The following is a 19,352-nucleotide window of genomic DNA, read 5'->3' as shown; positions in this document are numbered from 1 at the left end:
AAAGGTTTAGGTGCTCATGAGCAGGTAAATAGCGGCAAGGAGACAAAGATGAAAATAGGTCTTTTACTGTGTGATGTTGTACGTGAACACTTTCAAGTCAAGCATGGTGGTTACCCGCAAATGTTCACTCACCTCTTTGCTTCATGTCAGCAAAATGATGCTATTGAGCTCGTATTTTATGCTGTTTTGGATGGCCACTATCCTCAAGAAATTGATGAGTGTGATGGGTATATTATTTCAGGTAGCCGAGCTTGTGTGAATGATGATGAAGCTTGGATCCATGCCTTAGAAGATTATGTGCATCAACTTAATGAACGTCAGAAAAAATGTGTTGGTATTTGTTTTGGTCATCAAATGATAGCCAAAGCGCTGGGGGGTAAAGTCGAACGCTCTGATAAAGGGTGGGGGCTGGGTGTCATGGCCTGCCAACTAATGAAAATCATGCCTTGGATGGCCAAAAATAGGAATGGAGGGGATCTATCTGAGGTATCTCTAGTGATGAGTCATCAAGATCAAGTGATTTGTTTACCTGATTCTGCAAGCGTATTAGCGTCAAGTGAATTTTGCTCTTATGGGATGTTTCAATTGGGTTCACATTTTTTAGGCATTCAAGGTCATCCAGAGTTTAGTACTGATTATTGTCATGATTTAATTAAGCTGCGTTCTACTATTCTTTCAGCAGAATTAGTCAATAGCAGCTTCTTGTCATTAAAAGTAGCGCCTGACGCTACTTGGATGGCGCAATCGATAGTGAATTTTTTTGCAGCGGATTAAATGTGTTGTTATGGTTCGCGTTTGGCATAACCATGGCCTTTTTCTATGCCTAGGCAGTCCTCACCGACAAACATCCAAGTGAGTTGCTCACCATTTAATGTGTATTCATAAACGTATTTTCCTGGGCATTTGGGCGCGGTATTTCTCCAACGTATTTTAAAGGTTTTTGGCGTGGTTTTCATGCCTTGCCCCTTTTTAGCAACACCTGTTTCGGCTAAGTATTTCCCCATAACCATCTGATCTGTTTGTTTTAATGTCATGGTGATTTTAGTTGGCCCTTTAATTTTACTGGCGAAGTTCACGCCGACCCAATGACCCGAGACATCGTTCGGGTTAGCCATGGCACTGCTTGAGATAAATAAAACAGAGAGTCCTAGACTTAACGCAATGTTTTTTATTGGCATAATAATATCCTTAATTAATTAAATATTGGAATAGAATACAGCCATTAAACTGTTTACAGACTTAATGATTGAGACAAAAGTGGAGTAAGCTGGCTATTTAGAGTCTAGTTAAAAAAATGAAGGCGTACAAATTAGTGCAGTTCTCACTCCATGATTTTAGGTGATGTCATGGAGTGAGCAAAATAAAAACTTAAGGAGTGGCTTGAGCGGGAGACCAGTTATCCCAGCTGGGATCTTTTTTATGGTGAAGTGTAAAACTGTCGCCGCTTTTTAATCTATTCTCTGAGATGGTTGTATCTTTGGTGGCTATACCAATTCCGCCAGCCAGAATCGTTTCTAAGGAACCTGTATCGACTTGCGCACCTGAAAATAGCCCGACATTGACTTTGATACCTGAGAGATCCCAAAATTGACTTGAGCGATTCACTAAGTTGCGATATTGAGGTTCAACATGGGCATATAGTTTGACGAAAGTTCCTTGACCTGATAAGGCATAGTGATCGATTTGTCCAATATGTATGCCTCTAAAAAATAAAGGGGTACCAACTTTTAATGAGCCAAGTTGTCTTGTTGTGATCGCGAAGGTGAGCGCATCTGGAGGTAAGTGAATTTGTCCGTGTAAAGTGCCGTTAAAGGAGTGGATCTTTTGTTCACTCTTTCCAGGCGTCACTTTAATAAAAGGACCCGTCAGTAAGGTTTCTGGCGCTTTGATCCCAGTTAAATCAATTTGTGCATCGACCAATGAGTATTGAGCATCTGTACGTAAAAAGGGGCTGGCATACTCGCCATAGAGATAGGCTTTGGCAGTTAAGGTTTTTAGAGAAGGATCAAGGCTAACAGTTTCCACTTCTCCTATTTGATAGCCTAAATAGCGGATCGGTGCATTAGCGGTGAGTTTTGCTTCAGCGGGAAAGCGTAAGGTTATTGATTTAGCTTGTGATAAGGCAAGTTTTTTACTGGTATATAAATGAGTGCGATCGCCAGTTTGGTGATCTTCTAGTATGCCCAGCGCAATGCTGCCTTGTATGGCGCCTTTAAGGGGCGCCACGTTTACTTCAACACCACTCAAACTCGCATTGACAGAGACGGCGCTATTTTGCCAAAAAACAGTTTGGTTATTGATTAATCCTTTAAACTGTTTTTGGATCTGTATATTGACATTAAAGGCTTGTGTTTTTTCAGACCAAGTGACTTGTTTGACACTGCCAATTTGCATTTTCTTATAATAAACGGGTGAACCTGCAGACAGGCTGGCGCCATCTGGGCTTTGCAATGTTAATTTAATTGAACGTTGATGAGCAAAAAAATCGCTGGCGGCAACATCTGATTGAAACAGTCTTAATTGAGCTTGATTATCAACTCGTACACGAGAAGTCCCTTGTACTAAGCTTATCGCGCCTTTGACAAAGGTGGCTAAATCACGAGTCTTGACCTTAACTTGGTCTAAAGTGGCGTTAATTGAGACGGCTGCTTCGGATACGAAGTAACTTGTTTTTGTTACCAATTGTGCAAATTCAGGATAGATTTTGACTTGATAGTCAACTCTTGTGAGTGTGTCATTGAGAGAGACGTCGGTTATTTCACCTATTTTGATTTGTTTATAACGCACTTCGGCGCCAACGGAGAGATCGGGGTTAGTCTGAGAATTAAGCGTTAAATAGAGATTGTTAGACTGTTTATCTGGGGCTTTATCCAATAATGGGTATTCATCGCTTGCCGGTCCAGTTCCGGCTTTAAAATTAATCACACTGCCTGTGATTAAACGCTCAGGATGTTGTATGCCAGATAAGGAAATTTTGGCGCCGCTGACCCAAAACTGTGCACTTTGAGTCAGTAAGTCTTGATAGGCATTATCTAGCTTTGCCATCATGTTGACTCCTTTTGAGGTCAGATCAACTTGGGTGACTTGGCCGATTTTTATGCCTCTAAAAACAATATTGGTGCCTTTGTCGATACCATAGGTATCATCAGCTTTTAAGGTGAAAGACACACCTTCTAATGCCTCTTTCTTACTCTCATATAAGGTGAAATTATCATTGGATTGGGCTACTTGAGAATTGTCATTAGAATTAAAGCTGATGCCGCCTGCTAAGATAGACGCCAGGCTTTCCACATTAATTTGCAGTTCGGATAATGACGCATCGATGTTCAGTCCTGATACATTCCAAAATTGTGAGTCAATTTTAACAAGGTGGCTATATTGTTTGCGAATAAAGATACTGATTTGAATATTATCACTTGTATTGAGATCGTAAGCGACAACTTGTCCCACGGGAATTTGTCGAAAATAAATGGGTGATCCCACTTCTAATGAACCTAGACGTGAGGCATTGAGTTTTAAAATGATCCCTTCACTGCCAGCTTGCATAACTGGCGCATTGGTTTCTGCTTTAAAAGACATTTTTGGACTACCCGTTCCAGGCAGCATGCCAATGTAATTTCCTGAAAAAATGGCATCTAAGCCTTGCACTCCCATTATAGAGGCTTTAGGTTTGACGAGCCAAAATTGTGTATTGGCACGTAAGAAGGGTTCTGCTCGTGAATCCATTAATACATCGACATTGACGCCACTTAAGTTCTTATCGATGCTGATATCAACGACTTTACCCATATTGAGTCCTTGATAACGCACTAATGTTTTTCCCACTTCCATCCCACTGGCATTGGGAAAATGAATTCTGACTGTGATACCGGCATCTCGAATACTTTGTATTCCTAACCACGCAGCTAAGATGAGTGCAACCGCGGGTAGTAACCAAATAGGAGAGAAGAGCTTTTTTTTAACAATTTTAGGGTGTTCTATTTGTGTCATCTTGAGTGTCCAGTCGATCCCAAAGTAAACGCGTGTCTAAAACTTTTGCCGCGGTTTGCGTGAGTAAAATGACTAAGGCGAAGGGCGTTGCCGCTGGGGCAGGTTGAGCATCTAACAGTTGACCCATATTGACCAAAGCGACGGTAAGTGAAATAACAAAAAGATCTAGCATGGACCAACGGCCAATTATTTCAATAATATGAAAACCTAGCATGAGTTTCTTTTTGGATAAAGGTAAGTTGAAAGTGATGGCACTTAAATACAATGTTAGGCCAATGATTTTCAACCAAGGTACTAATATACTAGCAATAAAAACAATGATAGCAATAGGCAACATACCTGTTTGAACGAGGTGGATGATCCCAGTAAAAATGGTGTCATAACGAATATTACCTTGCTTAGTGAGCATAGTAATAGGGTAAATGTTAGCAGGGATCAGCAAAATGGCAGCCGTGATCACCAATGCCCAGCTTTTTTGAAGGCTTAAGGTATCTCTTACCTGTAAAGCACTATCACAGCGCTGACAAATTGTGTGACTTGACGATGTGATTTGTTTACAAGTTGGGCAGGCTGTTAACTGTATATCCTTTCCTTGCAGCAAGGTTTCAGCTTCTTTCATCTAACAGGCTCCACATGTGTTCAAGATCGTATTCTCTCAATAAAAATAAGCTCGATAGAAAGAGCATCGTAAAACAAAATGTGCCCATACCGAAAGTAATAGTTGCAAAATCAGACAGTTGAAAAGCGGAAACCAGAAAACTAATAACATAAATCTCTAACATCGATAATTGGGTTAATAATGTATGTAACATCAGTAACTTCTTGAGTATCTTTCGATGAAAAGGCGAAGATAATCTGTGTTTAACGATGATTATCTGACTCAGTATTGAAAGCAGTAATAACATGGGGCCAAATACCGCTGCGGTCATTACTGCAATTCCAACAATCCAATAACCTTGTTTACCGACGGCCAAGGCGCCTTCAAATACTGTTGTGGTTCTAATGCTCCCAAGAAAATGCAATTCAAGCATCGGCAGTAGATGTGCAGGCAGGAAGAAAATGAGTGCTGTGATACATAAGGCTAACATGCCATTGAGTGAGCAGTAGGGGGTGTGATAAAGAGGAGAGTGGCAACGGGGACATAAGGCTCTTACACCCATAGGCAGGGCTCGTTTTCTTATGGCTAAGTCGCAAGAGTGGCATAACACTATACTCCCATTCTCGGCTTGTGATCCCATAACCTTGTTAACCTACTTAGTGATTGTTGACGGCGAATGTGTTGATGTGTACGTATGTATTTATATAATGCTTACTTCTATGAGCTTACTCGAAAAATCATCTTTACTATTGATTAGTGAGCAATATTTATATATCAGAGAAATCTTATTAGATTATATACCTAAAAAACCTGAAAAGGCGAGCTTAGCTATTCAGGTAGGAGGACTCTGTTGTCATTAAGGTGGTTTATGACTTGCATATTGAGGAAAATATGGCAAAATAGGTACTGTATATAAAAACAGTATGGAGTGGCTTATGGCGGTTATCACACAATTTGTTGTGGTTAGAGAAGGGGTAGAAAAAATGACATTTACATCAAAAAAAGATGCGGATGCCTATGATAAAATGCTGGATATTGCTGATAATCTTCAGCCATTATTAGCCGAATCAGCGCTGGATATTGATGATGCAACTTATGAAAGCCTGAGTTTTTACCTTGCGAAACATAAGGATGACTTGATGAAAATATTAAAGGGAGGCTCAAGTGTGAAAGAGGAGCCGGTTACTGCTAAAACACCTGCCAGCAAAAAAAAAGCGGTTAAAAAAGCAGGGCAAGAAGCTGCTTAATCATATGATCTCTTCCCCTTGCGCCACTGAGTCTTTGTTTTTTAGGTGGCGTTGTCAACAAGACTATCCTGTCACTGAAACAAAGCAGTGTTTGGGTCTATTTTAATGATCACAGCGTTTATTTCCCGTTACTAGGAAAATAAAATTTTGAATTTAATTACCCCCTGAATTGTTATACCCAAACCACTTGAAGGTGCAGGATTCAGCTGGAATTAAAACGCGTTTAGGCAAGGCATTGAATTGAGGGCTTAGTTATTCTAAGTTGATATTCAATAACGCAGAATAAAAGTGTTTTAAACCAGCCCGTTGGGAGCCTGTAAAAAGACTAACTTCTACGTTGCATCACCTCAAAAGGCAATAAGCATTCTTTCAATAATGCGCCTTGAATTAACCCTTTTTACGGGCTCTGAAAACATGCACTTTCAAGTGGTTTGGGTATATAAGCGATAGTTGATTAAAGCAGCACTATGGTTCAGTCGTGTTTCTTCTTAGGTAATTGACACGTTAATACAGGGCGTTGTCATAGAAAAGTCACTAGGATTTTGAGTCATTTGTTTGTTAGACTGCTTGGCTGTTAACTGCGCCGATAGTCTTGTTGGTGCACATTAATGTTTAATGTTATCGCGTTAGGATGTGGAATGAGTGTAGAAGATTATGATGTATTGAATCGTCAGGTTCAGGCATTGTTTGCCGGTGAAGATGATTTTGTGTGTGCAATGGCTAATTTTACTGCGGTACTGAATGAGCATTTGGATGATATTAATTGGGTTGGATTTTATTTAATGAAAAACACTCAATTAGTACTAGGTCCTTTTCAGGGGAAAGTGGCTTGCACACGTATTCCATTAGGCCGGGGTGTATGTGGAACTGCGGCAAGTGAAAATCAGAGTCAGCGTATCGAAAATGTACATCAATTTGAAGGCCATATTGCCTGCGATGCGGCCAGTAATTCTGAACTTGTGATCCCTTTTTGTCGTGATGGCAGCGTTATTGGAGTGTTAGATATCGATAGTCCTTCGTTAGGAAGATTCACTAAAAACGATCAAATCGGGCTCGAAGTCGTGCTAAAAAGCTTCGAAAACTGCTTATTTGGTTAAATGCTAGCCTATTATCGTTAATTGGTGGTCGCTTTCATGGCCACTGTGCTTATAATAGGCGGTTTGATAAATTACAAAATTCAAGTAGGCTATTTGACTTGATTGAATGAATGTTTGGCGTTTATTCTTTGTAATTGCTAAGGTATGTCTGTAGAAAGAACGTTAAGAATAAGAATAATTGTCAATTTATGCTTTATTTTTACGTGGATTCAGATAAATATAAACGACACTTAAAAATTGTATACTCGTATATGGTTTTTCAATGTGCCCTTTTTTAAAACTGTGGAAGTAATGATGGAATCAACAGAAAAGTTGACCGACACCAACGCAATTCTTGCGTATTTGTATGAAACATTTCCTTTATGCTTTGTTGCTGAAGGTGAAACTAAGCCATTAAAGATTGGATTGTTTCAGGATTTGGCTGAAAGGTTATCTGATGATTCTAAAGTCAGTAAAACTCAATTAAGAATTGCTTTACGTCGCTATACCAGTAGCTGGCGTTATTTGAAGTGCATTAAGCCTGGCGTACAACGTGTTGATTTAGAAGGTCAGCCTTGTGGAGAGCTTGAGCAAGAGCATATCGAACATGCTCAAACTACCCTAAAAGCCAGTCAAGAAAAAGCCAAAGCTAAGCGATTAGCACAAGCGGCTAAAAACGCTGAAAAGTCACCTAAAGTTAACAAGAAGCCCGTTAAGAAGACAGCTCCTAAGCGTGCACCTGCAGTTAAATCAAGCAAGCAAGAAAAGAAACCTGCTCCTAAGGTTGATCTTGTGCCTGCAGTGCTAACTGAGTTAAAGCAAAATCAACGTGTTAATGTTAAGCTCGGGCAATCTCCTGTTGCTGGCATTATTTTAGATATTAAAAAAGAAGATGTGAGTGTTCAGTTAGATTCGGGTTTAACGGTTAAAGTTCGAGCTGAACATATAATGCTGTAATGGCCAAATAGTAAAGGAGTAACTTGTTGATGCGAAAACTCATTCTGGCTGCAACTGTCGTCAGTATTTTTCTAGGATTTTCTGCCTGGGCCGTTAGCCCTTCAATCCCCTTCAGCGAGTTACCCGCTTTAAAGCAGGAGCCTCAGCATAAGGTTGCAAGTAAACGGGTGACCGATTTGTTTAGTCGCTCACATTATCGTCGGTTTGTGCTTGATGATGCTTTTTCAGAGCAAGTTTTTGATAGCTATCTTAAACAACTTGATTATCGTCATAATGTCTTGTTGCAATCTGATGTTGATGGTTTTCAAAAGTATGCAAAACAGTTTGATAACATCCTAGAAACTGGCGATTTGAAACCCGCTTATGCTATGTTTCAATTGACCGAAAAAAGACGTTACGAGCGTTTTGCTTATGCCCTGTCTCTGCTTGATAAAAAAATGAATTTTGATTTAGCTGGCGATAAGTATCAATTTGACAGAGAAGATGCTCCTTGGCCAAAAACAGAAGCTGAGTTGAATGAGCTTTGGCGTGAGCGAGTCAAATACGATGCGTTAAACTTGAAATTAGCCGGTAAATCTTGGGATGAAATTGTTACTGTATTGACTAAACGCTATAACAATGCCATTAAACGTTTGAGTCAAACAAACAGTGAAGATGTCTTTCAAGCTGTCATGAATGCTTTTGCGCGTACCGTTGAGCCTCATACTAGTTACCTTTCTCCTCGTAATGCCGAACGTTTTCAGATGGAAATGAATTTGAGCCTCGAAGGTATTGGGGCTGTTTTGCAAATGGATAATGATTATACCGTTATCAAGAGTTTGGTTGCCGGTGGACCGGCAGCAAGTAGTGAGAAGTTGTCTCCTGAAGATAAAATTGTTGGGGTGGCACAAGACGGTAAAGAAATGGTCGATGTGATTGGCTGGCGTCTTGATGATGTCGTCGAGCTCATTAAAGGGCCTAAAGGCAGTAAAGTGACGTTAGAGATCCTACCTAAAAAAGGAGGGTCGTCTGCTAAAACCTTTAATGTCACCATTACTCGAGATAAAATTCGATTAGAAGATCGCGCAGCAAGTTCTAAAATCATAGAGCCTGAAGAAGGAGCATATGCGGGTCGTAAAGTGGGTGTGATTAAAATTCCAGGCTTTTATATGGGATTGTCTAAAGATGTTTCAAAAGAGCTTATCCAGTTAAAAGAAAGTAAAGTGGAAGGTGTGATTATTGATTTACGCGGCAATGGCGGCGGCGCGCTAACAGAAGCGTCATTGTTGACAGGCTTATTTATTGATCAAGGCCCTGTTGTGCAAATTCGTGATGCTAATGGCCGCGTGACTCAAAATCGTGATAATGATGGTAAAACCACATATGCAGGTCCACTGACTGTGATGGTCGACCGTTACAGTGCTTCTGCTTCTGAGATTTTTGCCGCGGCGTTGCAAGATTATGATAGAGCCCTCATTGTGGGTGAGTCAACTTACGGAAAAGGCACGGTGCAGCAGCATAAGAGTTTAGGGCGTATTTATGATTTATATGATAAACCCCTTGGGCATGTACAATACACTATTGCTAAGTTCTACCGTATTAATGGTGGCAGCACGCAATTAAAAGGGGTGACACCGGATATTCAATACCCTAGTGCATTAGAACCAGGTGAATATGGGGAAGCCGAGTCTAAAAACGCTTTGCCTTGGGATAAAGTGCCTGTTGCAAAATACAAGACGCTCAACGATATTACGCCGAGTATGATTGCTCAGCTTGATAAGAATTATCAGCAACGCATTAAGACAGATGTTGAATTTGGTTATATCAACAGTGATATTGCTGAGTTTAAGAAGCATCACAATGAAAAGAGTGTGTCATTGGTTGAAAGTGAGCGTTTGAAAGAACGTGAAGAAAATGATAAAAAGCAGCTTGATAGAGTCAATGAACGTCGAGTTAAAGCAGGGCTTAAGAAAGTGAAATCACTGGATGATGTTGACGATAAAGTTGAGCCTGTAGATGCATTTTTAAATGAGACTGTCTATATCACACTAGATTTAGCCAAAGCAGAGAAGCAAGCTAAATAAGCTGTGTTGGATTGTGCTCAATAAAAAACGCGCTAATGGCGCGTTTTTTTATGTCATTAATAAGAATAAGGATGAGTAAAATATGTCTCAATTGGAACCTAAATATTTAAAAGATTATCAAGCCCCACTCTTTACCATTAGTCATATTGATTTAGCCTTCCATTTAGCCGATGCGCAATCGACAGTGACAGCCACGAGTCAGGTCATTAGACAAGGTGAACATCAAGAGTGGTTGACCCTTGATGGTGAAGAAATTCAATTAACGTCGGTTAAAGTTAATGGTGCAGATGCTGACTATCAAGTGCTTGATGGAAAATTGGTTGTTAAGAGTACACTTAATGCGTTTGAATTAGAAATTGTTACCCAGCAAGATCCCAAGGCCAATTCGAGTTTAGAAGGGCTGTATATGTCCGATGGGGCCTATTGCACTCAGTGTGAAGCCGAAGGCTTTAGGCGCATAACTTACTTTCTCGACAGGCCCGATGTGCTAGCCATTTATACCGTGACGATTACTGCACCGAATCAAGGATTCCCTTATTTACTCAGTAACGGCAATTTAATCGAGAAAGGTGAGCTTGATGCACAGCATCATTATGTGAAATGGCACGATCCTTTTCCAAAGCCTGCGTATTTGTTTGCGTTAGTAGCGGGTGATTTTGATCTGTTAGAAGATGAATATCAGACGAAGAGTGGCCGACAAGTTAAATTACAAGTGTTTGTTGATAAAGGTAACTTACATAAGGCGCATCATGCGATAGCGTCGTTGAAAAAATCCATGAAGTGGGATGAGTCGCGGTTTAATCTTGAGTATGATCTCGATATTTATATGATTGTTGCCGTTGATTTTTTCAACATGGGCGCGATGGAAAATAAAGGCTTAAATGTCTTTAATACCAAATACGTGTTAGCCGATAAGCGAAGTGCCACCGATGATGATTATCATGGTATTGAGTCGGTTGTGGGTCATGAATATTTCCATAATTGGACAGGAAACCGAGTCACCTGCCGTGATTGGTTTCAGTTGAGCTTAAAAGAAGGCTTAACGGTTTTTCGCGATCAAGAGTTTAGTTCAGATTTAGGCTCTCGCGCTGTTAATCGTATTCATGCCATTCGTGTGATGAAAAATCAACAGTTTGCCGAAGATGCAGGCCCCATGGCTCACCCTATTCGCCCTGCATCTGTGATTGAAATGAATAATTTCTATACAGTGACTGTGTATAATAAGGGCGCTGAGGTGATCCGCATGATGCACACACTGATAGGTGAAGTGCACTTTCAAGCTGGAATGGCCTTGTATTTTGAACGTCACGACGGGCAAGCGGTCACTTGTGATGACTTTGTCAGTGCAATGGAGTCGGCATCGGGTGTGGATCTGACTCAATTTAGATTATGGTACAGTCAAGCCGGTACGCCTGTGGTGAGTGTTGAAGAAGCTTTTGATGCAGTAAAGGGCGTTTATCAGCTTTCTTTGTCGCAAATGACACCTCAAACTCCGGATAAGTTAGATAAACTGCCGTTACATATCCCCTTTGATATTGAGCTATTAAGCCCCGAAGGTGAAACGATTTTATCTCAAGTGCTCAATGTGACAGAAAGCGAGCAAACGTTCACATTTGAAGGGATATTCCATCAACCTGTTGCGTCATTATTACAAAACTTCTCAGCGCCTGTTCGCTTAAAGTTTGACTACAGCATAGAGCAGCTAGTGCACATTATGACCTATGCCAGCAGTGAAGTGGCACGCTGGGAAGCGTCGGTTAATTTATTCAGTCATGCCATTTGGGATAATGTGGCTCATCTACAGGCTGGTACTGCTATGGTGCTTGATCCACGTATTGTTGACGCCTTTAAAGGGGTTATTCTCAATGATGCATTGGATAAGGCCTTAGTGGCTGAAATCTTAACCTTGCCGAGCCTCTCGTCGTTAATTGAACAAGTCGCGCAAGTGGATCTCGATAAGTTAAGTTTAGCAAGAGGCTTTGCTATCGAGCAAATTGCCCAAGGTTGTGAAGACGAGTTATTAGCCCGTTACAGAGAGCTGGTTTCAATTGATGATGCTGGGGCACGTGCTTTTAAAAATAAATGCTTAGCGTTACTGATTGAAAGCCGTGATGAGTATCAATCGCTGGCAGTGACTCAATTTGAGCAAGCCGATAATATGACCAATAGCATAGGGGCTTTATTGGCGCTTAATGCTGAAGCATCCAGTGTGCGTCAAGATTTGATGACAGCCTTTGAACAGACTTGGATAGACACGCCTTTGGTGATGGATAAATGGTTTAGTTTACAAGCACTGTTAAATGATGACAGCTGTATTGATAACATAAAGCGATTGCTTGAGCATTCAGCGTTTAGTTTATCGAACCCTAATCGTGTGCGTTCTCTTATTGGTATGTTTGCTGCCGGCAATATCAATGAGTTTCATCGATTAGACGGTAGAGGCTATCAATTTGTCACAGACATTTTAATTAAGCTCAATAGTGTTAATCCACAAGTGGCCGCGAGAGTGATAACGCCACTCATCCAATTTAAAAAGTTTGATGAATCCCGTCAGCGCTTAATGAAAGCGTCATTGCAACAGCTATTAGATTTACCGGATCTGTCTAAAGATTTATTTGAGAAAGTATCTAAGGCATTAGAGAGCGCATAAAATTGTTAGAAATGTGTTTAGCTTGATGATGAGGCTTTCTTTTATTAAGAAAGCCTTTTTCATTTCATATGAAAGTGTTCATCAAGAAAGCTTTTTTATATACACATAAAACAAATATGATATTCAAGGTTTGTGGTTAATGCCGATTTGACTTAGAATTTATGATCTCCAGTGAAATTTAGTTGTAACAGGAAGTTAGGTTTATTATGGACAATATTTTAGTGTATTCCGATAGCATGTCATGGGGCATTATTCCCAATACTCGTAAACGTTTATCATTTGATGAGCGGTGGCCCGGTGTGATGGAAAATATTTTGCTTGAGAAAGGGAAATCGGTGCGAGTGTTAGAAAACTGCTTAAATGGTCGCCGAACGGTGTGGAGCGATCCGTTTAGGGCGGGTCGAGATGGCTCAGAAGGCTTGGGTCAAGTGATTGAAATGCACTCGCCATTAAAATTGGTGATCTTGATGTTAGGGACGAATGACTTTCAATGTACCCATGATAATAGTGTTGCACTGTCAGGTCAGGGAATGGTTAAGCTGATTAATATTATTAGGCAAGCGCCGATTGAACCGGGTATGCCTTTACCTGATATAATGGTTGTTGCCCCGCCACATCTTAAGCTTGCCAAAGGGACTATTGCCTATAAATTTGAAGGGGCTATGCAAAGAAGTCAAGGACTATCGGCTGAGTACTCCATTATTGCTAGGGCTTATCAGACCTTATATTTTGATGCCGCAACTGTGGTTGAAACCAGTGATATTGATGGTATTCATCTCGATAAAGATGCACATTCAATCTTAGGTAAGGCATTAGCTAACCGTGTGTCTGCAAGTGTGTTGGCTAAAGGATAAATGATTTTAATGATAGCCATAATGAGAGATTATGGCTGTTAATCCCTTAGGGTTAAGTGGTTTTGAAATGCATGAACGCTGTTATTGGGAAATGAATAAATTTAATGATCCTCCTCATTTTATTTGCCTTATTGATTTGTTAATTTAAAGCAATTTTCCAACAGCTTGTCCCGATTGTCAGTGTTTATATGCCTTATCGACTTCCTAAGTGCCAAAGTGAGTGTCAGCGTCAGCGACTAGAGGGCAAATGATGCTTTTATCAACCGCTCGACAATAATGTTGAGTACGCGGTGAAAACTGGGATGTGTAAACGTGACTGATGCAGTGTATTTAAATAGTATTACTCTCCTAAAAATCGTGATTTTATAATTGAGAAAATCAGTAATAGCTAATATTAATTAAGAGCGGATTAATATTAATTATAGTATTATTTCAAATAAACCTATTATTAATGAATGCATCATTCAAAAGTATTATTATTGTGGGAATATTGACATGTCAATACACTTTGATAATCCTTTTGGGTATATATTTTAGTGCCAAAGCGTTAAATATTAGTTGTATTTAATCACTAATTACACTAGGTTGTGATAATTAATATGTTGATGCATTCGCTGTTCATCTTCTTAAATTTTAATTTGATAATATGTAACAGGTGTGAGCTTTCCATGTCTTTAATTTCAGTGGTGTTGCCAGCAAAGAATGAACAAGGAAATATTGGCCTATTAATCCAAGAAATCCATCAGAGTTTATATCAAGATTATTCATTTGAAATTGTGATCACAGATGACGGCAGTGATGACAGAACGGTTCAAGAAGCCATCGAAATGGCAACCGACTGTGGCTGCTCATTGCAAGTGTTATCACACTCCCATAGTTGTGGACAAAGTACTGGTGTATACAGTGCAGTTTGTCATGCCAATGGTGATTGGATTATTACCTCCGATGCTGATGGACAAAATGATCCTGCAGATTACCCTAAGTTAATTGCATTGGCTAAAACCCAAACGGCTGAACATTTTTGTATAGCAGGCTATAGACATCAACGACTCGATACGCCATGGGTGCGTTTTCAATCTCGCTTTGCCAATAAAGTGCGGCAAACATTATTGGCTGATGGTGTGCCGGATTCGGGCTGCGGGTTAAAGCTGTTTCCGAAGAAGACGTTTATGTTATTGCCTTATTTCGATCATATGCATCGCTTTTTACCTGCGCTCATTAAGCGCTTAGGTGGAGCGATTATTATTTGTCCAGTGAATCATAGAGACAGGAGCGCTGGGGTATCAAATTATAATGTATGGAATCGACTGTGGGTGGGAATAATTGATTTAGTAGGCGTTTTTTGGCTTAGACAACGGGCTAAATACCCTGAATCTGTGATAGTCCGTTTTGACTCAAATGATGAAAAATCAGCGAATAATTGATGAAAGTATTCAAGGTTATCGTGCTTGGTATTGTGATAGGCTTGCTATTGAGTGATGCTGTCGAGCCCATTTTAATGCGCTTGTCTGATAGAAATTGGATCAATGACTATTTGCAACATCAAGGCGTAATGGGGTATGTATTTTTAATCTGTGCCACATGTGTATTTGTCTTTATTGGCGGACCTAGGCAAGTCAATGGTTTGCTTTATGGTTATTTATTTGGAGCATTCAATGGCCTGCTTTTAGCGATACTCGTGAGTTTAGTAGCAGCAAGTGTTAATTATTGGATTGCTCACTATCTTTTAGGTCATTGGCTAAGAGCTCACTTTCCTAGAAAAATAAACCAGTTTTACCAATTTTGTCAACGAAAGCCTTTTTATAAAATCCTCACATTACGATTATTTCCAGTGGGCAATAATGTGTTAACCAATGTGTTTTGTGGTTGTATTGGAATTCGGTATTTTTCTTTTATTAGCGCCAGTGCCATTGGCTATATTCCTCAAACATTGATATTTAGTTTAATTGGAGCAGGGATCCATACTCTCAATAATCAGTTATTGTATCTGAGCCTTGTGTTATTTGGAGTGAGTATGTTGTTTACTCATTATCTTTATCGCGATCATATGAAATCAAAATTAGCATTTTTAAAGGATGATATTGTTAATGAATAATGAGATGCCGTTGCCGCAAAAAGACTATTATCAAACCCTGATTTGGCTACTTATCATTGGGTTTATTGTGATTTTTGCAGGCGTTGGATTACGAGATCCTTGGCCTGCCGATGAGCCTCGTTTTGTGGAAGTGGCACGAGAAATGGTGGCATCGGGTAATTGGTTTTTCCCCCAAAGAGGAGGGGAGTTTTATCCGGATAAGCCGCCTATTTTTATGTGGTCAATGGCGATTCTGTATCTGCTAACGGGTTCCTTGTCTTGGACGTTTTTATTACCCAATGCCGTGGCGAGTCTGATTACTTTATTGTGTGTGTATGATTTAGGTGCAAGGTTGTGGGATATTAAAGTGGCTAAGAAGGCCGCGATCTTATTGCTTATTGCGCCACAATTTATCATTCAAGCAAAAACTGCTCAAATCGATGCAATGGTCGCGTGCTGGATAACCATTAGTATGTATGGGCTTATTCGTCATTTTTTTGTTGCACCTTCTCAATTATGGTACTTGCTCGCATGGTTTTTTATGGGGTTAGGAGTGCTAACTAAAGGAGTGGGCTTTTTACCGGTATTTTTTCTTATTCCCATTTTTGCATTGCATTATAGCAAGCGGTATCGATTTGACAGTCAAATGAATATGCAGTTGTTTTTAGGCCCCTTGGTATTATTGATGGTGTTGCTCGCTTGGCTGACACCAATTTTGTATTTTTCATATACCAGTGACAATCCTGACTTTGCAGCATATCGGGATAATATTTTATTTAAGCAAACGGCTGAGCGTTATGTTAATTCGTGGGGACACATTAAGCCTTGGTATTTTTTCTTTATTAGTGTCATTCCGCTTTTGTGGTTTCCATTATATCTGTTGATGATTAACAAAGGGTTTTGGCGAAAACTCACTGCTTCTCCAGTGGCGATATCATTATTGATTTGGGTAGGGTTAGTGGTTGTTTTTTTTAGTTTAAGCCCCGGCAAGCGAAATTTATATATTTTACCTGCCTTGCCTATGTTTGCGTTATTAGTTGGGGCCTGCTGCTCATTATCAGAAGTTAAAAAATGGTTTAATAAAGTACTGGCCTCGACGGGGATATTATTGACATCGGTCCTCGTTGTTGGGTTTTTTTTGTGCTTGTTTAAATTACCCGCCATTACACGACAAGTGGGTGAGACAACTGGGCCATTAGCCTTACTTTGTTTAAGCGGCGCGGTGATTTGGATTGGTGTTTTGTTTATCGGCATACGGCAACAAAAGCAGATAAACTTGAGTCTTTATCATTATGCTGTCGGCATAGGTTTGACTTGGGTACTATATGGTTTAGTGGCTTACCCCGTGATGAATGATGCTCGCACACCAGCCAAGGCGATTATGACAAGAATACAGCAAGATATTGCACCAAACAGTGAAGTGGGCCTGGCTCGATTTAAAGAACAGTTTTTACTTTTTTCTCCTATGCCCTTAGTGCATTTTAGTTATTTAGCTTCTCCACAAGAGCAAGATAAGAATGCTTGGCTATGGATGAAAGAAAAGCCTAATCGCTATGTGTTGACGCAAAAATCAAAAGATTTATTGTGTTTTGATCCGTCTAAAGCCACAGACTTAGGCATTGCTCATCGGCGTCATTGGCTGTTATTTGGGCATGATGCAATGTTAGCGACCTGTCCAAAACCCCAGCGAGTACAGCGTTACGTTCAGGCAATGAAGCAAATTTATCAATAGTCTCTTAAGGATAAAGTCGCAATGAAGTATTTAGTCACGGGGGCAGCAGGATTTATTGGCGCTGCTGTAGTTGAAAAGTTATGTGCTCAAGGACACCAAGTTGTTGGCATTGATAACCTTAATGATTATTATTCGGTGAGTTTGAAAAAAGCCCGTTTAGTCCATATTACTCATCATTTATTTCGCTTTATAGAGTTAGATTTAGCGAATAGAGAAGGCGTGGCTGCTTTGTTTGCTAAAGAGGGGTTTGATAAAGTTATTCATTTAGCAGCGCAGGCAGGCGTGCGCTATTCAATAGATAATCCAATGGCTTACGCTGATAGTAATTTAGTCGGCCACCTTACTATTTTAGAAGGTTGTCGCCATCATCATATTCAGCATTTAGTGTATGCATCGTCCAGCTCTGTTTATGGGTTAAACCAAAAAAGTCCTTTTCAAACATCCGATGCCGTTGATCATCCTATTTCACTTTACGCGGCAACGAAAAAGTCTAATGAACTAATGGCGCATACTTACTCACATTTATACCAAGTGCCCACCACAGGGTTGAGATTTTTTACCGTTTATGGTCCTTGGGGGAGGCCAGATATGGCGTTATTTAAATTTACACGCGCCTTGTACGAAGGGGAGGCCATTGATGTCTATAATCATGGTGATATGCAACGTGATTTTACTTATATCGATGATATTGTTGAAGGGATCATTAAAATTAAGGATGTGATCCCTGATACATGTCAAACTTGGCGGGTTGAAACGGGATCCCCTGCCAGCAGCTCAGCACCCTACAAAGTATATAATTTAGGGCACGGTAGCCCGGTGAAGTTAATGGATTTTATTGATGCCCTTGAACAAACAACTGGGCGGCTTGCCCGTAAGAATATGCTGCCAATGCAATCTGGCGACGTGTATCAGACTTATGCCGACACAGAAGACTTATTTAAGGTCATAGATTATCGACCTCAGACACCAATCGATACAGGGATCGCACGCTTTGTCGATTGGTATAAGAGATATTATTCAATCGATTAGTGAAACTTAGTTTTCAGCGTTAAGTGTGTTTAGTGTGGGTTATGACGAAAGTGAAGGGCACTAAAAAAATCATTACAATACATATTTAGTTAATCGATAACATTTCCTATCCTTGTGAAATTGATTTTACATTAGATGAATACTTATTTCTTAGATCTAAGTTTTAGCTGCTATTGATGTTAATAACTTTCATTGTTTAGGTATGGTAGATGTTTACTGATGTTGTAGATTGAACAGGTTTAACGCTTTTATTCATCAATGGCTTTGCTGTCATTTTTTTGTCATTTATTACTGGTAAATATGCCTCTGTATTATTTTGTGAGCATTGAAAAATGAATATGGATCATTTTTAACAGAACTTTTTAACAGAGTTTAAGATTTGTAAGTGTTTAATAAAAAATAACAGCAAATATACCCATGACATATCTCGGTAAGTGAGGCGTTAAAATGTTAGCTATGGAAAATGTCGCAGAAAAGAGTTTTCTAAAAGTGAAAAAGGCGATACAGGGACTCAATATTGTGGCTGAAAACAGTTTTACTATGATAAAAGGCACGAAAAATTCTATTGTTTTTGGACAGTCCTCATCTCAATATGTAGGCGCGTATACTAAGGTTAATTTGGGATTAAACTCGGCTGTCACCTTAGGGGCTAAAACAGAAGCAATATTAGGTTATAAGGCTGAATTTTTAGTTAAAAAAGGGTCTATAAACCTTGAGGATTATACCGCCAAAGCTCAAGAAAAAAAATTAATTGCTGAACAAAAAGCGGCACTGGCATCAAAGATGACATTGGTATTAGAAGAGCTTGCACTAAAGGATCAACAATTGGGCGCGATAGGTCAAACCATTAATGTAACAAACTCTCGTATCGATTCTACCCATACTCATTTAGAGCAAGTCAGTGCGAGAGTAACGGACAATGCATTAGAAATGAGTCAAGTGGCAACTAAGGTTGAAGATAACGAGGCGAAGGTACAAACCTGTGGTGTGATTTTGGCCGATCATGAGGCGTCATTAGCATCCGGAGGTATTAATATTGTCGATGCTGAAATGAATATGTTTGGCTAATTTAAGATATGGTA

The 19,352-nt window shown here is 39.9% G+C and carries 16 protein-coding genes; 12 read left to right on the top strand and 4 right to left on the bottom strand.

Features of this window, described 5'->3' with window-relative positions; genetic code table 11:
* Positions 1 to 48: 48 nt before the first annotated feature.
* Positions 49 to 774: a GMP synthase gene (locus Q0779_RS06270; RefSeq protein ID WP_298770648.1), complete on the top strand. Its 726-nt coding sequence runs from the start codon at positions 49 to 51 to the stop codon at positions 772 to 774.
* An 8-nt stretch (positions 775 to 782) separates the two neighbouring features.
* Here Q0779_RS06270 and Q0779_RS06265 read toward each other — a convergent pair whose 3' ends face one another.
* From Q0779_RS06265 to Q0779_RS06250, 4 genes are all read right to left on the bottom strand, one after another.
* The gene (locus tag Q0779_RS06265; RefSeq protein ID WP_298770646.1) at positions 783 to 1,178 is read right to left on the bottom strand and encodes a hypothetical protein; all 396 of its coding nucleotides are present in this window, start codon (positions 1,176 to 1,178) and stop codon (positions 783 to 785) included.
* A gap of 190 nt (positions 1,179 to 1,368) precedes the next feature.
* Entirely contained in the window at positions 1,369 to 3,990 is a 2,622-nt protein-coding gene (locus Q0779_RS06260; RefSeq protein WP_298770644.1) for an MlaD family protein, read from the bottom strand.
* The gene (locus Q0779_RS06255; RefSeq protein WP_298770642.1) at positions 3,968 to 4,609 is read right to left on the bottom strand and encodes a paraquat-inducible protein A; all 642 of its coding nucleotides are present in this window, start codon (positions 4,607 to 4,609) and stop codon (positions 3,968 to 3,970) included. The genes Q0779_RS06260 and Q0779_RS06255 overlap by 23 nt, the downstream gene beginning before the upstream one ends.
* Positions 4,596 to 5,228, bottom strand: coding sequence for a paraquat-inducible protein A (locus Q0779_RS06250; RefSeq protein WP_298770640.1), 633 nt, complete (start codon positions 5,226 to 5,228; stop codon positions 4,596 to 4,598). The genes Q0779_RS06255 and Q0779_RS06250 overlap by 14 nt, the downstream gene beginning before the upstream one ends.
* A 295-nt stretch (positions 5,229 to 5,523) precedes the next feature.
* On the opposite strand from Q0779_RS06250, the gene Q0779_RS06245 reads away from it, so the two are divergent.
* From Q0779_RS06245 to Q0779_RS06195, 11 genes are all read left to right on the top strand, one after another.
* Complete coding sequence (locus Q0779_RS06245; RefSeq protein ID WP_298770638.1) at positions 5,524 to 5,835, top strand: YebG family protein; 312 nt, start codon at positions 5,524 to 5,526, stop codon at positions 5,833 to 5,835.
* Between the two features lie 638 nt (positions 5,836 to 6,473).
* Complete coding sequence (locus tag Q0779_RS06240) at positions 6,474 to 6,932, top strand: GAF domain-containing protein (RefSeq protein ID WP_298770636.1); 459 nt, start codon at positions 6,474 to 6,476, stop codon at positions 6,930 to 6,932.
* 294 nt (positions 6,933 to 7,226) lie between these two features.
* A complete protein-coding gene (gene proQ, locus Q0779_RS06235; RefSeq protein ID WP_298770634.1) occupies positions 7,227 to 7,868 on the top strand; it encodes an RNA chaperone ProQ in 642 nt (213 codons plus the stop codon).
* A 29-nt stretch (positions 7,869 to 7,897) separates the two neighbouring features.
* Positions 7,898 to 9,931, top strand: coding sequence for a carboxy terminal-processing peptidase (gene prc / locus Q0779_RS06230; protein ID WP_298770631.1), 2,034 nt, complete (start codon positions 7,898 to 7,900; stop codon positions 9,929 to 9,931).
* Positions 9,932 to 10,013: 82 nt separating this feature from the next.
* The gene (gene pepN, locus Q0779_RS06225) at positions 10,014 to 12,581 is read left to right on the top strand and encodes an aminopeptidase N (protein WP_298770629.1); all 2,568 of its coding nucleotides are present in this window, start codon (positions 10,014 to 10,016) and stop codon (positions 12,579 to 12,581) included.
* A gap of 206 nt (positions 12,582 to 12,787) precedes the next feature.
* Entirely contained in the window at positions 12,788 to 13,435 is a 648-nt protein-coding gene (locus Q0779_RS06220) for an SGNH/GDSL hydrolase family protein (protein ID WP_298770627.1), read from the top strand.
* A gap of 668 nt (positions 13,436 to 14,103) precedes the next feature.
* Complete coding sequence (locus Q0779_RS06215; RefSeq protein ID WP_298770626.1) at positions 14,104 to 14,859, top strand: glycosyltransferase family 2 protein; 756 nt, start codon at positions 14,104 to 14,106, stop codon at positions 14,857 to 14,859.
* Positions 14,859 to 15,530 (top strand): VTT domain-containing protein, encoded by a 672-nt coding sequence (locus Q0779_RS06210; protein WP_298770624.1) that lies wholly within the window; start codon positions 14,859 to 14,861, stop codon positions 15,528 to 15,530. Before Q0779_RS06215 ends, Q0779_RS06210 begins: the two co-directional genes overlap by 1 nt.
* Positions 15,523 to 17,241 carry a glycosyltransferase family 39 protein gene (locus Q0779_RS06205; RefSeq protein WP_298770622.1) on the top strand — a complete coding sequence of 573 codons (1,719 nt, stop codon included), beginning with the start codon at positions 15,523 to 15,525 and terminating at the stop codon, positions 17,239 to 17,241. Before Q0779_RS06210 ends, Q0779_RS06205 begins: the two co-directional genes overlap by 8 nt.
* A gap of 21 nt (positions 17,242 to 17,262) precedes the next feature.
* Positions 17,263 to 18,270 (top strand): NAD-dependent epimerase, encoded by a 1,008-nt coding sequence (locus Q0779_RS06200; RefSeq protein WP_298770620.1) that lies wholly within the window; start codon positions 17,263 to 17,265, stop codon positions 18,268 to 18,270.
* A gap of 447 nt (positions 18,271 to 18,717) precedes the next feature.
* The gene (locus Q0779_RS06195; RefSeq protein WP_298770618.1) at positions 18,718 to 19,338 is read left to right on the top strand and encodes a hypothetical protein; all 621 of its coding nucleotides are present in this window, start codon (positions 18,718 to 18,720) and stop codon (positions 19,336 to 19,338) included.
* Positions 19,339 to 19,352: the final 14 nt, after the last annotated feature.

This window comes from uncultured Shewanella sp. (assembly GCF_947491715.1).
In the GTDB taxonomy this organism is placed as follows: Bacteria; Pseudomonadota; Gammaproteobacteria; order Enterobacterales; family Shewanellaceae; genus Shewanella.
This window is presented reverse-complemented; position numbering and strand designations above follow the sequence as displayed.

Coding starts and splice junctions, on each gene's coding strand:
- Q0779_RS06240 (WP_298770636.1), top strand. CDS start 6,474: ATGAGTGTAGAAGATTATGATGTATTGAATCGTCAGGTTCAGGCATTG.
- Q0779_RS06265 (WP_298770646.1), bottom strand. CDS start 1,178: ATGCCAATAAAAAACATTGCGTTAAGTCTAGGACTCTCTGTTTTATTT.
- Q0779_RS06205 (WP_298770622.1), top strand. CDS start 15,523: ATGAATAATGAGATGCCGTTGCCGCAAAAAGACTATTATCAAACCCTG.
- Q0779_RS06250 (WP_298770640.1), bottom strand. CDS start 5,228: ATGGGATCACAAGCCGAGAATGGGAGTATAGTGTTATGCCACTCTTGC.
- proQ (WP_298770634.1), top strand. CDS start 7,227: ATGGAATCAACAGAAAAGTTGACCGACACCAACGCAATTCTTGCGTAT.
- Q0779_RS06270 (WP_298770648.1), top strand. CDS start 49: ATGAAAATAGGTCTTTTACTGTGTGATGTTGTACGTGAACACTTTCAA.
- Q0779_RS06245 (WP_298770638.1), top strand. CDS start 5,524: ATGGCGGTTATCACACAATTTGTTGTGGTTAGAGAAGGGGTAGAAAAA.
- Q0779_RS06210 (WP_298770624.1), top strand. CDS start 14,859: ATGAAAGTATTCAAGGTTATCGTGCTTGGTATTGTGATAGGCTTGCTA.
- Q0779_RS06200 (WP_298770620.1), top strand. CDS start 17,263: ATGAAGTATTTAGTCACGGGGGCAGCAGGATTTATTGGCGCTGCTGTA.
- pepN (WP_298770629.1), top strand. CDS start 10,014: ATGTCTCAATTGGAACCTAAATATTTAAAAGATTATCAAGCCCCACTC.
- Q0779_RS06260 (WP_298770644.1), bottom strand. CDS start 3,990: ATGACACAAATAGAACACCCTAAAATTGTTAAAAAAAAGCTCTTCTCT.
- Q0779_RS06215 (WP_298770626.1), top strand. CDS start 14,104: ATGTCTTTAATTTCAGTGGTGTTGCCAGCAAAGAATGAACAAGGAAAT.
- Q0779_RS06220 (WP_298770627.1), top strand. CDS start 12,788: ATGGACAATATTTTAGTGTATTCCGATAGCATGTCATGGGGCATTATT.
- prc (WP_298770631.1), top strand. CDS start 7,898: ATGCGAAAACTCATTCTGGCTGCAACTGTCGTCAGTATTTTTCTAGGA.
- Q0779_RS06255 (WP_298770642.1), bottom strand. CDS start 4,609: ATGAAAGAAGCTGAAACCTTGCTGCAAGGAAAGGATATACAGTTAACA.
- Q0779_RS06195 (WP_298770618.1), top strand. CDS start 18,718: ATGTTAGCTATGGAAAATGTCGCAGAAAAGAGTTTTCTAAAAGTGAAA.